At 71.7% G+C, this 13,333-nt stretch carries 13 protein-coding genes and 2 pseudogenes; 8 read left to right on the top strand and 7 right to left on the bottom strand.

From position 1 onward, the window contains the following. Positions 1-34: 34 nt before the first annotated feature. Positions 35-295 (bottom strand): hypothetical protein, encoded by a 261-nt coding sequence (locus QA802_RS22130; protein WP_334525465.1) that lies wholly within the window; start codon positions 293-295, stop codon positions 35-37. 862 nt (positions 296-1,157) lie between these two features. Between QA802_RS22130 and QA802_RS22120 the strand changes: the two genes are divergently transcribed. Both QA802_RS22120 and QA802_RS22115 read left to right on the top strand, forming a co-directional pair. Next, positions 1,158-2,585 carry an RICIN domain-containing protein gene (locus tag QA802_RS22120; RefSeq protein WP_334525462.1) on the top strand — a complete coding sequence of 476 codons (1,428 nt, stop codon included), beginning with the start codon at positions 1,158-1,160 and terminating at the stop codon, positions 2,583-2,585. Positions 2,586-2,789: 204 nt separating this feature from the next. After that, a complete protein-coding gene (locus QA802_RS22115) occupies positions 2,790-4,721 on the top strand; it encodes a glycoside hydrolase family 97 protein (protein WP_334525459.1) in 1,932 nt (643 codons plus the stop codon). Between the two features lie 47 nt (positions 4,722-4,768). On the opposite strand, the gene QA802_RS22110 is transcribed toward QA802_RS22115, so the two are convergent. Together QA802_RS22110 and QA802_RS22105 are read right to left on the bottom strand one after the other, a co-directional pair. Next, entirely contained in the window at positions 4,769-5,098 is a 330-nt protein-coding gene (locus tag QA802_RS22110; RefSeq protein ID WP_334525456.1) for a transcriptional regulator, read from the bottom strand. Further along, positions 5,095-5,586: a hypothetical protein gene (locus QA802_RS22105; protein ID WP_334525453.1), complete on the bottom strand. Its 492-nt coding sequence runs from the start codon at positions 5,584-5,586 to the stop codon at positions 5,095-5,097. The genes QA802_RS22110 and QA802_RS22105 overlap by 4 nt, the downstream gene beginning before the upstream one ends. Before the next feature lie 110 nt (positions 5,587-5,696). Here QA802_RS22105 and QA802_RS22100 point away from each other — a divergent pair. Then, a pseudogene (locus QA802_RS22100) lies at positions 5,697-5,859 on the top strand (PIN domain-containing protein); the annotation flags it as partial. Between the two features lie 168 nt (positions 5,860-6,027). After that, positions 6,028-6,684 (top strand): DUF1326 domain-containing protein, encoded by a 657-nt coding sequence (locus tag QA802_RS22095; RefSeq protein WP_334525450.1) that lies wholly within the window; start codon positions 6,028-6,030, stop codon positions 6,682-6,684. A 72-nt stretch (positions 6,685-6,756) separates the two neighbouring features. On the opposite strand, the gene QA802_RS22090 is transcribed toward QA802_RS22095, so the two are convergent. Beyond that, the gene (locus QA802_RS22090; RefSeq protein ID WP_334525447.1) at positions 6,757-7,593 is read right to left on the bottom strand and encodes a DUF2182 domain-containing protein; all 837 of its coding nucleotides are present in this window, start codon (positions 7,591-7,593) and stop codon (positions 6,757-6,759) included. 110 nt (positions 7,594-7,703) lie between these two features. Here QA802_RS22090 and QA802_RS22085 point away from each other — a divergent pair, with 110 nt between their 5' ends. Continuing rightward, entirely contained in the window at positions 7,704-8,246 is a 543-nt protein-coding gene (locus QA802_RS22085) for a DUF5990 family protein (protein WP_334525444.1), read from the top strand. Here QA802_RS22085 and QA802_RS22080 read toward each other — a convergent pair. Continuing rightward, entirely contained in the window at positions 8,243-9,589 is a 1,347-nt protein-coding gene (locus QA802_RS22080) for a helix-turn-helix domain-containing protein (protein WP_334525442.1), read from the bottom strand. The genes QA802_RS22085 and QA802_RS22080 overlap by 4 nt on opposite strands. Positions 9,590-9,834: 245 nt before the next feature. Here QA802_RS22080 and QA802_RS22075 point away from each other — a divergent pair, with 245 nt between their 5' ends. The 3 genes and pseudogenes from QA802_RS22075 to QA802_RS22065 all read left to right on the top strand — a co-directional run bounded on the left by QA802_RS22075 (position 9,835) and on the right by QA802_RS22065 (position 11,185). Beyond that, on the top strand, positions 9,835-10,386 hold the full coding sequence (locus tag QA802_RS22075) for a DUF4232 domain-containing protein (RefSeq protein ID WP_334525439.1): 552 nt from the start codon (positions 9,835-9,837) through the stop codon (positions 10,384-10,386). 82 nt (positions 10,387-10,468) lie between these two features. After that, positions 10,469-10,920, top strand: a pseudogene (locus QA802_RS22070) (SulP family inorganic anion transporter); the annotation flags it as partial. A gap of 70 nt (positions 10,921-10,990) precedes the next feature. Then, positions 10,991-11,185, top strand: coding sequence for a hypothetical protein (locus QA802_RS22065; RefSeq protein WP_334535215.1), 195 nt, complete (start codon positions 10,991-10,993; stop codon positions 11,183-11,185). Positions 11,186-11,200: 15 nt separating this feature from the next. Here the strand turns inward: QA802_RS22065 and QA802_RS22060 are convergent, their stop codons facing one another. After that, positions 11,201-11,809, bottom strand: a complete 609-nt coding sequence (locus QA802_RS22060) for a hypothetical protein (protein ID WP_334525437.1) — start codon at positions 11,807-11,809, stop codon at positions 11,201-11,203. Further along, positions 11,806-13,209, bottom strand: coding sequence for an ATP-binding protein (locus QA802_RS22055; protein ID WP_334534796.1), 1,404 nt, complete (start codon positions 13,207-13,209; stop codon positions 11,806-11,808). The genes QA802_RS22060 and QA802_RS22055 overlap by 4 nt, the downstream gene beginning before the upstream one ends. Between the last annotated feature and the right edge of the window lie 124 nt (positions 13,210-13,333).

The following is a 13,333-nucleotide window of genomic DNA, read 5'->3' as shown; positions in this document are numbered from 1 at the left end:
CGACTCAAGGGGGACCCGGGCCGTCGCGAGCCGCTCAGCGGCGGCGCATCCGCACCCCGAGGAAGCCGATGCCGAGGCCCGCCAGAGCCAGCCCCACGCCCAGTGCGAACACCGGAATCCGCCGGTCGGAGAGGTCGAGGGGGGCCTCGGTGCCGGTCCGGTGAGCGGCCACCGACAGCTCCGCAGTCGAGCTCTCGGCGGCCGGGGCGTCCGTCTTGGGTACCGCCTCGACCCCATCGTCCGACTCCTCGGCGGGCTCCTCCTCTGTTGCCGTTTTAGTACGAGCGGGCTTCACCGGGCTCGTGGAGGACGGCGAGCCGGAGGGGTCGGCCGGTCGGCCGGGCCGCTCCCGGCCCTCCCCCGCCGGCGCCCCCCGAGGGAGGCGGAGTCGCTGGGCGCGAGCGCGCCGGGCGGCCCCGACGGCTCGGGGGCCGCGACCCGGGGGTTCTTGCGTTGCTTGAGCCGGTCGGTGGGTGCCGCACCACGACAGGAACTACGGGCTCCCGGCGTCCCCTGCGCGCCCTCCAGTCGCAGGTCCTCCGCGGACGGTCGGCGGGCCTGCACGATCGTGCTCCTGAGCCACGACCGACTGAACCAGGTCAGGAAGCTCGCTACGGGACGCCGCGGGGATGCGACGAGGTCGCCGTCCCAGGCGGTGGTGACCCGCGCCCAGATTTGATGGCACCTCACCCTGAAGGGCGAGGATTCTGGCCTTCTCGATCGTTGCTGTGCCGCCGCGGCACAGGGTGCGGTCGGGAATCCGTGGCTTCCTGTTTCTTCGCGCTGTGCCGGGATTGCTCCAGGTCTTACCGGCGCTCCGCAGGCCGATACCGCCAGTCCGGCGGCCGTCTTCACATTGATCGCGGCGTTGATGTCCCGGTCGTGCAGCACTCTCTTCGGCCGGGCGGCCGGCGATGTCCCGCACCGCGGGCGACGCGACCTTCTGCGGCGGGTCCGACAGCGGTGCCCCGGCCGCACCGCGCTCCGGTGTCGACTGTGAGGAAGATCAGCCATGTTCACACCCTTGACGCCTTGCCGTAACAGGCAGTCTGATGTGCGACGGCGTTCGTTTCGGCCACTTTTTGATCGGTTGTGGTGTGCCTTGTTTCTTTCCTTCACGGGACGGCCAAGGCAGTCGACGGAAGGAAAGACCCTCGATGCGCCGTTTCTGGCTACTTCTCGTCGCCGTGATCCTCAGCCTGGTTCCTCAGGCCCTGGTCACCGGCACCGCGCACGCGGCGAGCGTCGCGATCCTCAATGGGACCCAGTTCACCGACACCACCGGAGCGGTGGTGCACGCCCACGGCGGCGGTGTGATCAAGGTCGGCTCCTTCTACTACTGGTTCGGTGAGAACCGCAACGCGGACAACTCCTTCCGGTACGTGTCCGCGTACCGCTCGACCGACCTGAAGACCTGGGAGTTCCGACGCCATGTCCTGACCCAGGAGTCCGACCCCGAGCTGGCGTCCGCGAACATCGAGCGGCCCAAGGTCATCTACAACGCGTCCACCGGCAAGTTCGTCATGTGGATGCACAAGGAGCTGGCCACCGACTACACCCAGGCCCGCGCCGCCGTCGCCGTATCCGACACCGTCGACGGCGACTACACCTGGCAGGGCAGCTTCCGCCCGCTCGGCCACATGTCCCGTGACATCACCGCCTACGTCGACGACGACGGCACCGGCTACATGATCTCCGCCGCGCGCGAGAACCGCGACCTGCACATCTACCGCCTCAGCCCCGACTACCTCACCGTCGAGAGCCGCGTGCAGCTGCTCTGGCCCGGCGGGCTGCGCGAGGCCCCGGCGCTGTTCAAGCGCAACGGTGTGTACTTCCTGCTCACCTCCGGCGCCACCGGCTGGCGGCCCAACCAGCAGATGTACGCGACCGCCTCCAGCATCACCGGCGCCTGGGGCGACCTGCAGAACGTCGGAGACGCCACCGCCTACGGCTCCCAGACCACGTTCGTCCTGCCCGTCCAGGGCACCGCGGGCACCGAGTACCTCTACATGGGCGACCGGTGGGGCAACTCCTTCAACCAGAACGTCAACGCGTCCAAGTACGTCTGGCTGCCGCTGGAGTTCCCCACGAACACCACGATGTCCATGGACTGGCACGCGCAGATCAGCATCGACACCGCGGCCGGCAAGGTCGACGGCGTCGGCGGCCCCTGGGAAACGGTCGCCGCGCGCCACAGCAACAAGTGTCTCGACGTCCCCAGCAGGTCCCTGGACGACGGCACGCAGATCACCCAGTACACCTGCAACGGCGGCTTGAACCAGTCGTGGTGGTTCAGGGACATGGGCAGCGGATACGTCCAGCTCATGGCCCGGCACAGCGGCAAGTGCCTCGACGTGGCCAACAACTCCACCGCCAACGGCAACCCGGTCATCCAGTGGACCTGCGGCACCGGAAACAACCAGCAGTGGCAGCTCCAGGACGCCGGTGACGGCTGGGTGCGCCTCGTCTCCCGGCACAGCGGCAAGTGCCTCGACGTCTCGGACAAGTCCACCGCCGACGGCGCCAAGCTCATCCAGTGGACCTGCGGCACGGGCACCAACCAGCAGTTCAAGCGCGGCGCCTGAGCACCGACGTCCTCCGCCCCGACGGCCCGGCCGGCTCCCGGCTCCCGGCTCCCGGCTCCCGGTTTCCGGTTTCCGGTTCCCGCTTCCTCCGGCCGGGCCACTCGGCGGTCACCGCCTTGCGACCGCCATCGACATCGACGTACCGAACAGAATCGGTGTACCGAGCAGATTCGGCGTACGGAACAGAACGGAGAGGTGGGCCCCATGAGAGACGAGCAGGTCAGCGCGCTGTCCCGCCGCGGGATGCTCAAGGGCACAGCCGTCACCCTCGGGTTGGCCGCGGCGGGGCTCGCGACCATGCGGCCCGCCTACGCGGCGGACGCCTCCGTCCGGGCGACCTCGCCCGACGGCAGGACGTCCGTCACCCTGTCCGTGGTCGGCGGAGCGCTCCGGTGGTCCGTCCTGCGCAGCGGCGGCCAGGTGATCGACACCTCGGCCCTCGGCCTCAGGCTGAGCAACGGCACCACCCTCGGCACCGACGTCACCGTGATCCAGAACCAGCACTGGACCCTCAACTCCGTCTGGAACCCGGTCTACGGCCGCAACGGGACCGTCACCGACCACTACCAGGAGCAGCGCTGGAAACTCCAGGACAACGTCTCCGGAATCCGTTTCAGCGTCCAGGCCCGCGCCTACGACGCCGGTGTCGCGCTCCGCTACGTCCTGCTCGACACGGGCACCGCCACTGTCGCAGACGAACTGACGACGTTCGTCTTCCCCGACGGCACCACCGTCTACAGCGCACGTGACGAGAACGAGTACCTCCCCGTCGCGCCGGGCTCCATCCCGGTCACCGGCACCTCGAGCACGGACCAGGGCCCCCTCACCGACCTGCCCCTGACCGCCGCCCTCTCCAGCGGTGTCATCGCATGTATCTGTGAGTCGTCCCGGCTGAACTTCCCCCGGCTGATGCTCAGTTCGGTGTCCGGGCAGCCGGGCGCCCTCTCCGCCTTCCTGATGGAGCACACCGCCCGGGGCAGCGGCCCGGTCGCGACGACCTCCACCGTCACCACACCGTTCACCACCCCGTGGCGCGCGGTGGTGATCGGCTCCACCCACGCCGAGCTCGTCGACAACGCCGAACTCGTCCTCAACCTGGCCCCGCCCGGCGCCGTCGCCGACACCTCATGGATCAAGCCGGGCAAGGTATTCCGCTGCGAACTCACCACCGCCGCCGGCATCGAGGGCGTCGACTTCGCCGTGGCCCGCGGCCTCGACTACGTCGAGTACGACGCCGGCTGGTACGGGCCCGAGTTCAGCACCTCGGACGCGACGAAGCCCATCGCCGCCATCGACCTGCCGTCCGTCCTCTCCTACGCCACGAGCAAGGGCGTAGGGGTCTTCCTCTACGTCAACCGCATCGCGCTGTCCGACGCGAACTCCCTCTTCGCCCTGTACAGGAGCTGGGGCGTGACGGGTATCAAGCTCGGCTTCATCAACGACGGCACCCAGGCGATGACCGACCAGATCACCGGCTGGGCCAGGACCGCCGCCGAGCACCGCCTGCTGATCGACATGCACGACGACGTCCGGCCGTTCGGCTACGAGCGCACCTACCCCAACTACATCAGCCTGGAGGGCGTCCGCGGCAACGAGAACTTCCCCACGGCCACCCACAACGTCACGCTGCCCTTCGCCCGCAACATCGGCGGCCCCCTGGACTACACGATCTGCTACGGCCAGTCCCGCAACAAGACGACCAACGCCCACCAGATGGCGATGGCCGCCGTGTACTACCAGCCGCTCAACTTCCTCTTCTGGTACGACAAGCCGTCCAAGTACGCCAACACCGCCAACTGGCCCGGGCTGCCCTGGTTCAACGCCATTCCCACCAGCTGGGACGAGAGCCGCACCCTCACCGGATCGATCGGCCGGCACATCGCCGTGGCCCGTCGGCGCGGCTCCACCTGGTACCTCGGCGCGATGACCGACGAGACGGCCCGGACCCTGTCGCTGCCGCTGTCCTTCCTGGGCGCCGGCGCCTACACGGCGACGGTCTACGCCGACGGCACCCCGGGCACCAGCCCCTACCAGACCCCCGTCGTCGTGAGCACCCGAACCGTCACCGCCGACACGACCCTCACCGTGGCCCTGGCCCCCGCCGGCGGCCAGGCCGTCATCCTCAGGCCGAGCTGATCCCGACGGCCCTGGCTGTCCCGCCCGTCCCGGCTCTCCGATCGTGATCAGGGAGCCGGGTCCGACGGGCCCACGATGGCCCGCAGTGCCGCGAGGTGGCCCTGATATGCGTCGTGGCCTTGCTGCGTCAGCCGGAGCCACACCCGCTGCCGGGTGTCGCGCACGGCCTTGCGCTGCTCGACGTAACCGGCGTCCATCAGCACGGTGACGTGCTTGCTCAACACGGAGGCAGAGAGGTCGAGTTGCTTTTGGACCAGGCCGAACTCCGCCTCGCCCGCGGCGTCCAGGAGAGCGCAGACGCGCAGCCGGATCGGGGCGTGGACGGTGGCGTCGAAACGCTCCAGCCGGTCGTCGCTCTCGGCGCTCTCGGCGCTCACGACGTCTTCCGGTGCAGGCGGACGAAGGCGAGGTGGAAGCCGACGGACACGGCGGCGCCGGTCAGCGAGGCCGCGAGCAGCCACGCCGGCCGTCCCGTGAAGCGGAAGGCGAGCGCCGCCCCCACCAGCAGCACGGGCAGGCCGACCGCGAGCGGCACGGTCGCCCGCTTCGGCAGCACGTCGAACCGCAGCGCCACCCCGGTCCTGTCCCGCCACGCCCTCGCCGCGACGACGAAGAGCGCCACGTACACCGCGGTACTCGTCAGCAGGACGGCCAGCCAGGCGGGGCGCGGCAGCAGCCAGTCCGCCTCGGCCATGACGCCCCCGTAGGTGATCGGAAGCGCGGCGATGTAGAGCGTGAGCGTGACGAAGAACCAGTTCGGCCACGGCGTGGACGCCAGTGCCGCAGCGGACGATCGGATGTGCGCGGTGTCGGCCAGGGCGGCATGTGCCTGCTCCGGCGTCGGTCGTACCCCGTGAGTTTCCATGTCGGAAAGAGTAGCGGACAGTTTCCGATATGGAAAGAGACGAGTTTCCGGCACGGCAAGTGACCGGCTCGGCGTCCACGCGTCCGACGTCGCCGAGAGCAGCGACAGGCACCCAGCGCGGACCGCACCGCAGCGCCGGGACGGCCGACCTCGTGGTGGCCGCCACGCCGAGCTGCAGGGCTGACGCTGCTCCACCGCGACCGGGACTTCGAGTGCATCACCGCCGTCACCGGCCAGGCCCTCCAGTGGTACGGCCCCGAAGCCGGCAAGTAGGCCCGGTGCGGGCGTCGGCCACCCCTCCGTGATCCGATACCGGGTTCCCCTGCCGGGATGTGAGGTGCAAGCTGGAAGGGAGGCCGCCTCGCGATCCCGGAGCGGGCTCGGGACACGCGGTCTCGCCACTCCGAGTGGGCCCCTCGGGCCCGGCAGGAGGGAAGCGGGATGACAGAGCAGGTCACCACCGGTACGCGTTGGCGCCTGTCCGGTGATTGGTTCGATGTGTGCAAGTGCGCCATACCGTGCCCCTGCACGTTCGCGCAGCCCCCGACCTACGGCGACTGCGAAGGCGTGCTGGTCTGGCACATCCGCGAGGGCAGCTTCGGCGACGTGCCGCTCGACGGTCTCAACGTCCTGATGCTCGGCTCCTTCGTCGGCAACCCCTGGGCCGGCACGCACACCGACCCGTACGCCGCGGTCTTCCTCGACGAGCGCGCCGACGAACGGCAGCGCGGAGCGTTGGGAGCGATCTTCGGCGGCGAGGCGGGCGGGTGGCCGGCGCAGTTCGGCGCGATGTTCCACCCCGAGATGCGCGGCATGGACTTCGCCCCCGTCCACGTGGAGATCGACGAGGACCTCGGCGCCTGGCGGGCCGAGATTCCCGGCCGGGTCACGGCCGAGGCCGAGGCGCTCACCGGCCCGACGACCCCGGACGGCGCGCGGGTCCAGGTCCACAACGCGCCGGGCGCCGAGGTCGGCCCCGGCCAGGTCGCCACCTGGGGACGGGCCACCGTCGACCGCGCCGACGCGTTCGGCTTCTCCTGGGAACGCTCGGGGAAGTCCAGCAAGCACTTCAGCTTCGACTGGAGCGGTCCCGACTGACGAGGAACGGTCCGGACCGACATCCGACTGACGAGGAGCGGTCCTGATCGGGCGGGCGTCACAGCGAGTGCGTCACATGTCGTCCATCGACGGCATCGACCCCTGCAGCCCCGGCAGCAGCCAGTCCTGGAACGGGGCGAGCACGGCGAGCACGAGGAACGCGACGCCCACGACCCGGCCCAGCCAAGCGCCACGGGACCACAGCTTCTCCACGAAGATCACCACGGCCAGCAGGGCCATCGCCGCCACGTTCATCACGCCGAGCGGGACCAGGACGACCATCAGTCCCGCGCAGCAGCCGACACAGTAGGCGCCGTGGTGGCAGCCGACCCGGAGGTCGCGGGCGGGCTGCCGGAACCCCGCGTAGCGCACGAGGTGACCCATGGGGTCGCGGCAGTGCCGCAGGCAGACGTACTTGAGGGGGCCGAGCTGGTACAGGCCCGCGAGCAGGAACGCGGCCGCGCCGATCCAGCGTCCGGCGCCCGGACGGTCGTCCACCAGGCCGCCGGTGTAGGCCAGGGCCGCGTAGGCGAGCAGTCCGAACGCGGTCCACACCAGCAGGTATCCGCAGACGAACCCGGCGGTACGCACGGTCCGCGTCCAGCCGGAGGACTGCCGGCCGATCCCCCGCACCCACGTGATGGCCACCGGCGCCATGGACGGCAGCATCATGGCGGCCATCATCGTCACCCACAGCAGCAGGAACAGCGGCAGGGCCATCCCCATCGTGCCGGGCTCGACCCCCATGTCCCGCGCCTGCCCGATCGTCAGCGCCCAGGCGGGGACGGCGATCAGGACGACCAGGAGCCAGGCGACCGCGAGATCCCGCGCCGGCAACAGGCCTCCGCCCGCTCCGGTCGGCGCGGGTGACCTGGCGGGTGTGAAGAGGGAACTGCGGATGTGTCGCATCGGCGTGTCTCCTGCGGATGTGTCCAGGACAGCACGCATCCCTCCGCGACGCGACCGCGCATTCACCGAATCCCTGTCCCCGGACGGCGGCGTGCAGGAGGATGGCCGGCATGCGCATCCGCGTCGACGCCTTCGACCTGCCCGGACTCACCCGCCCCGCCTCCGCCGACGGTGCGACGCCCGCCTGCGGCAACATCCACGTCGCCGTGCAGCGCCGGGACCGTCCGGCCGAACTCCTCGACCCGCAGCCCGGCGACGCGCCGTCCGCGACCTGGACCCTGGAGTGCACCACGAGCACCACGCCGGCCGGCATCGAGGTCGCGGGGCCGTACGTGCAGCACCGGCTGGGCCGGCGGTTCGTCTACCTGTCGTGGGGGACGGTCGACGAGGCGGGCGTCTTCACCATGTTCCGCCGCGCCAAGCTCATGCTCGACGCCGTCCCCGCCGACGTACTCGCCGCCGCGGCCCGCGAAGGGCTGCTGGTCGGACGGCTCGGCCTGACCGACGCGCACGGCGGGCCCCTGTGCGCACGGGTCGAGCCCCCGCACATCACCTGGACCGCCGCACCCTGCCCACCCGGCCCACCCGGCGCACCCGGCCCACCCGGCGCACCCGGCCCACCCGGCGCACCCGGCGGCCAGGACGCCCCCTAAGCGGTGTTCTCCTCCGTCAAGCGACGCCATTCGGTGTCGCCGAGCAGGTACTGGTAGAGGGGGCGGTCCCGGCTGCCGCTGGTGCGGAACGGCTTCCCGTGGTCGTCGATCCGTACGGTGCCCTGACGGCCGCCACTGGACCACTGCAGCTCCACGTACCACTTCACGTCGTGGGCACGGACACGGGCGGTGACGTACAGCACCTCGGGATCGGACCGGCTGACCTTGTAGGGCACACCGCGCTGGCCGGCCCTCGGCACGACGGTGGGGTGACCGGCGTCGAGGTCCGTGGCGAACGACCTCGTCTCCACTCCTCCGCCGCAGCCCGACGACCCCTCGTACGCGTTCCAGGCCGGGGGCGCGCTCGAGTCGACCACACGGACGTGCAGGGACTCGATGACGACGGTGTCGTCCCCGGTGCCCTGTACGGTCAGCGCCACGCGCTGCCCGTCGGCGGCGACGGCGCCGTGCGCCCTCACCCAGCCCGGCACGTCCTGCCCCATCACCGGCGGCGAGACCTGGCCGGGAGGCCGGTCGATCAGGTACTTCCCCTCGCACTGCGGGTCTTCCCAGGCATAGGTGCGGGTGCTCACCGTCAGCGGGACGGCGTCCCCGTTCCGCGGGGACGCGGACGGGTCCTGGGAAGGGCTCGGCCGCGCCGACGGGTGTGTCGGGGAGGTGGCGGCGGAGTGCGGTCCGGAGGAGGTCACGGCGTCGGCCGACCGGCCGTTCTCCGCACCCGCTCTCGCCCCCGCCCCCGTGCCCGAGCCCTTCAGGTCGAGGGTGAGCGCGGTGGTCACGGCCACGGCGGCGGCGGTGCTCGCCGCGATCAGGGTCCAGGCCCACCGTCTGCGGGCGGCCCGCACGAGCCTGGGCAGACGGCGAGCGGGGGAGGGCGTGGTGGCGGTGGGCACGGATTCGGGTGTGGGAACGGGAATGGGTGCGGGGGCCGGGATCGATGGGAGTGCTTCGGGTCGGTCCGCGGGGTTCCGTGCCGCGTCCGGTTCCGCGTCCGTTTCCGGTGCCGCGTCCGTTTCTGTTTCCGTTTCCGCGTTCACGTCCGCGGCCGCGGTCGCCGTCGCGCGCCTGGCGCGTTCGCGGGCCGCGTCCGCCAGGACCCAGCGCCGGTGTAACTCGACCAGCTCCTCGGAGGTCGCCCGGCACACCCGGGCGAAACGGGCGACGGCGGCGTTGTCACCCGGGACCCCTTCCCCCTTGCAGTACCGGTGCAGCGTCGAGGTGCTCATGTGCGCCCGTTTCGCCAGAGCTTCGTAACTCAGGCCGGACCGCTGCTTCAACTCGCGCATCAGCGCCGCGAAATCAGCGATCTCTTCCGCCGCCACCGGTCCTCCATTCCGTTCGACATCCCAGGAGGTTCACGTTTCTCCAGGTGAGAGCCGGTTCGCGCATCCCGTCATCCCGAAAATCCCGGTGGAATGGCGGATGGGACGCCGCACGGCACAGGCTTGGGCCATCCAAGCACGGCATCTCGCCGGACCCGGTGATCGGGCCCGCGCAACTCCGCCTGCGCAGACCGCACTTCCGGCGTGCCCAGCGGCACGTCGCGTACTGGAGAAAGCAGTTCCTCATGCGTACCGCTCCTCGTTCCGTCTCCCGCCGCGCCTCCGCCTCCTCCGTGGTCGTCGCCGCCGCCCTCGCGCTCGTCGGCGTCCAGGCCGCCGGGCAGACCGCGACCGCCGCCACGAAGGAGGCCTCCTCGATCGTCACCTGCACCACGGCCAACACCAGGCTGACGGTCACCGAGGCGGCACGCCCCCTCAGCCACCTGCTGCTCAAGGCCACCAACACGGGCACCAAGTCCTGCTACGCGTACAGCGCCCCCTACCTGCGGGCCGGCGCGGACGCCCAGGCCGTACTGCCGTGGGCCGACGAGAGCACGCCGCAGGCCGTGGTGACGCTCAAGCCCGGCCAGAGCGCGTACGCGGGCATCCTGACCTACTCCCCCGACGGCGAAGGCGGCGCCACGGAGAAAACCCTCGGCGTGTTCCTCGCCGACCGGAAGGGCCACGCGACGGACCAGGAGAAGACCCTGAACCTGCCGAACGGCGGTGTCTTCTTCAACAGCGCCGCCACCGTCACCTACTGGCAGGACAACGCGGCGGACGCCCTCGCCTGGTAACCGCAAGGCGTCGCATCCCGGGCCGCCGATCACCGTCCCGCGCCGACCCGGTCGGTGCTCGCGGTGAACGGAAGGACGGCCCGTGACGAGCCGGCACACCGGCCGCGGGCCGTCCTCCCCGTGGTGGCGTGCCCGGCATCCGCGCGGTGTCGTCCTACCGGCGCGAGTGGCTGGTCAAGGACCTGGTCGCCGGGGTCGTCCTGACCATGCTGCTGGTGCCGCAGGGCATGGCGTACGCCGAGCTGGCGGGCCTGCCGCCCATCACCGGCCTGTACACGACGATGCTCTGCCTGCTCGGGTACGCGGTGTGCGGGCCGTCCCGGATCCTGGTGCTCGGCCCCGACTCCTCGCTGGGGCCGATGACCGCCGCCACCGTGCTGCCCCTGGTGGCGGCCGACGGGGACCCGGACCGCGCCGTCGCCCTGGCGTCGGTGCTCGCGCTCATGGCTGCCCAAGCTGCTCGGCTTCAAGGTCGGGGCGGACAACCTGATCGGCGAGTGCGCCGGCCTCGTGCGCGAACTCGCCGACGGGGCGAGGTCATGGGCTCCGCCGCGTCCTCGACGCCCGGGGCGTGCATCTGGTGTTCGCCGAGCTCAAGGACCCGGTGCGGCGCAAACTGGAGCGGTACGGACTGACCGGCGCCATCGGCGCCCGGCACTTCTTCCCCACCCTGGAGGCCGCCGTCGCCGCCTTCCGGCTGCGCACCGGAGCACGGTGGACGTCCCCCGACGCCGACCTCGACCCCGACCCCGACACCGACCCCGACGCCGAGGCGGGGCCGCCCGCCGGCGAGCGGTGACCGCGGGCGCGCTCGTCAGCGGGTGACGGCATCCGCGCCGGCGCTGCCGGGGGCGAGTCCGCAGGTGCCGGACGTCGTCGCGCCGTCCTGTCCCGTCAACTCGACGACGGTCCGGCCGTCGGCGTCCAGGCTGTAGGCGATCGTGCAGGTCAGCTGGCGCAGGGCGGTGGCGGCCAGGGCGTCCAGGGCGAGGGGCATGCGGGCCGTGGCCCTGCCGGCCGTCGGGCGCCCGATCCGGACCGGCACGCCGGGGAGCGCGGCGGGGAGGGCGGTGTCCAGGCCGGCGGCCCGGTCCTCCTCGCGCGGGCCGGCGAGCAGCATCATGACGAGCTTCTCCGTCGGCATCGGTGCCGACGGCGTGCCGGAACTCTCGTCCGCCGAACCCGCCCCGACGGTCACGGTCGAGACCTTGATCGTCCGTATCACGGGGCGGACCCCGCCGTCGGGGGAGCGGAAGAAGAGCAGTACGTCGGTGCTGTGGGTGAGGAAGGCCTGGACGGTGGCGGGACCGCCCGCCTCGATGACGTCGGTCTCCGGGATGCCGCAGCCGCCGAGCAGCGGAGCACCGAGCACGAGAGCGACCGCGACGGCCGCGGCACGCCAGCGCATCCGCGCACGCCTCATCCGCCGGCCTCCTCCGCCTGGAGCGGTATCTCGACGGTGAAGACGGCGCCGCCGCCCGGAAGGTTCCCCGCGTGGATCGTTCCGCCGTGCAGCTTCACGTTCTCCTGGGTGATCGCCAGTCCCAGGCCGCTGCCCGCCGAGCGGGTACGGGCCGCGTCGGCCTTGTAGAAGCGGTCGAAGATGTGCGGCAGCGACTCGGGGCGGATGCCGGACCCGCTGTCCGCGACCTCGGTGACCAGCACGGGCGGGCCCGGCGGACGCTCCTCGGTGCGCAGGCGCACCGTGACGGGCGCGCCGCCGTGCCGCAGGGCGTTGCCGACGAGGTTGGCGACCACCACGTCGAAGCGGCGCGGGTCGAGGCGGGCCCGGATGCCGCCGGGCAGTTCGACGCGGACCCGGCCGTCGGTCCAGTGCCGGTGCTGCAGCGTCTTGCCGATGGCCTCGGCGACGTCGACCTCGTCGGTGTTCAGTTCGGCCGCGCGGGCGTCGAAGCGGGAGATCTCCATCAGGTCCTCGACGAGCACGGCGAGCTTTCCGGTCTCCGCGCTGACCAGCCGTACGGCCCGCGCGGTGTCGGCGTCCAGGCCGTCCGCGTCCTCGTCGAGGACCTCGGTGACGGCGAGCATCCCGGCGAGCGGGGTGCGCAGTTCGTGCGAGACGTCGGAGGCGAACCGACGGGCGCGTTCCTCTGCCGCACGCAATTCCCGTACGGAACGCTCGAGCTGGGCCGCCGACTCGTTGAACGTGCGTGCCAGGTCCGCCAGTTCGTCGCTGCCGCGCACCGGGATGCGGGTGTCGAGTCTGCCGCTGCCCATGCTGCGGGCCGCCCGGCTCAGTTCCCGCACCGGGCGCAGCACGCTGCGGGCGGCGAGCAGGGCGGGGATCAGCGCGACGACGAGGCCGGGCAGGGCGCCGTCCCGGGCGGCGGTGAGGAGCGCGTCGACGTTGAGCTGCTCGTCGGTCATCCGCATGACGGCGTACAGGACGAGACCGCTGGGCAGCACGCTCGACGCGCTCGCTTTGAAGACGGTGGGCATGGCGATGGTGAGGTAGGGGACGCCGTCCTTGACGACCCGCTCGAAGCTGCCGTGCGGGTCGGCCGTCGCGGCGCGCCGCAGTTCGGGCGTGATGACGGTGGAGACGGGGTTCTCTCCCGAGGAGGCGCGCAGCGAGCCGTACTCGGCGAACACCACCCAGGGGTGCGGCTTGCCCTTGCGGGCGATGTCCCGCAGGACCTCCTGCAGGCCCTCCCTCCGCACGGGCAGCGAGAAGCCCGTCTGCTGGACCTGGTCGCGGAACGACGTGACCGCCGTGTCCTGGGCGGTCTCCAGCAGCGCGTTGCGGGCCTCACGGTAGGTCAGCGCGGCCGTCGTGCCGGCGCTGACGGCCGCGACCAGCATGAAGGCGAGCAGCAGGCGCGTGCGCAGGCCGAACGCCCTGACCCGCGACCGCGAACGCTCTTCGGCGGGCGTGCCGCCACGTCGCTCGTCGCCGTCGTCGTCGAGGCGCGGTCGGTCGCGGCGG

Source organism: Streptomyces sp. B21-105 (genome assembly GCF_036898465.1).
Classification (GTDB): Bacteria; Actinomycetota; Actinomycetes; order Streptomycetales; family Streptomycetaceae; genus Streptomyces.
This window is presented reverse-complemented; position numbering and strand designations above follow the sequence as displayed.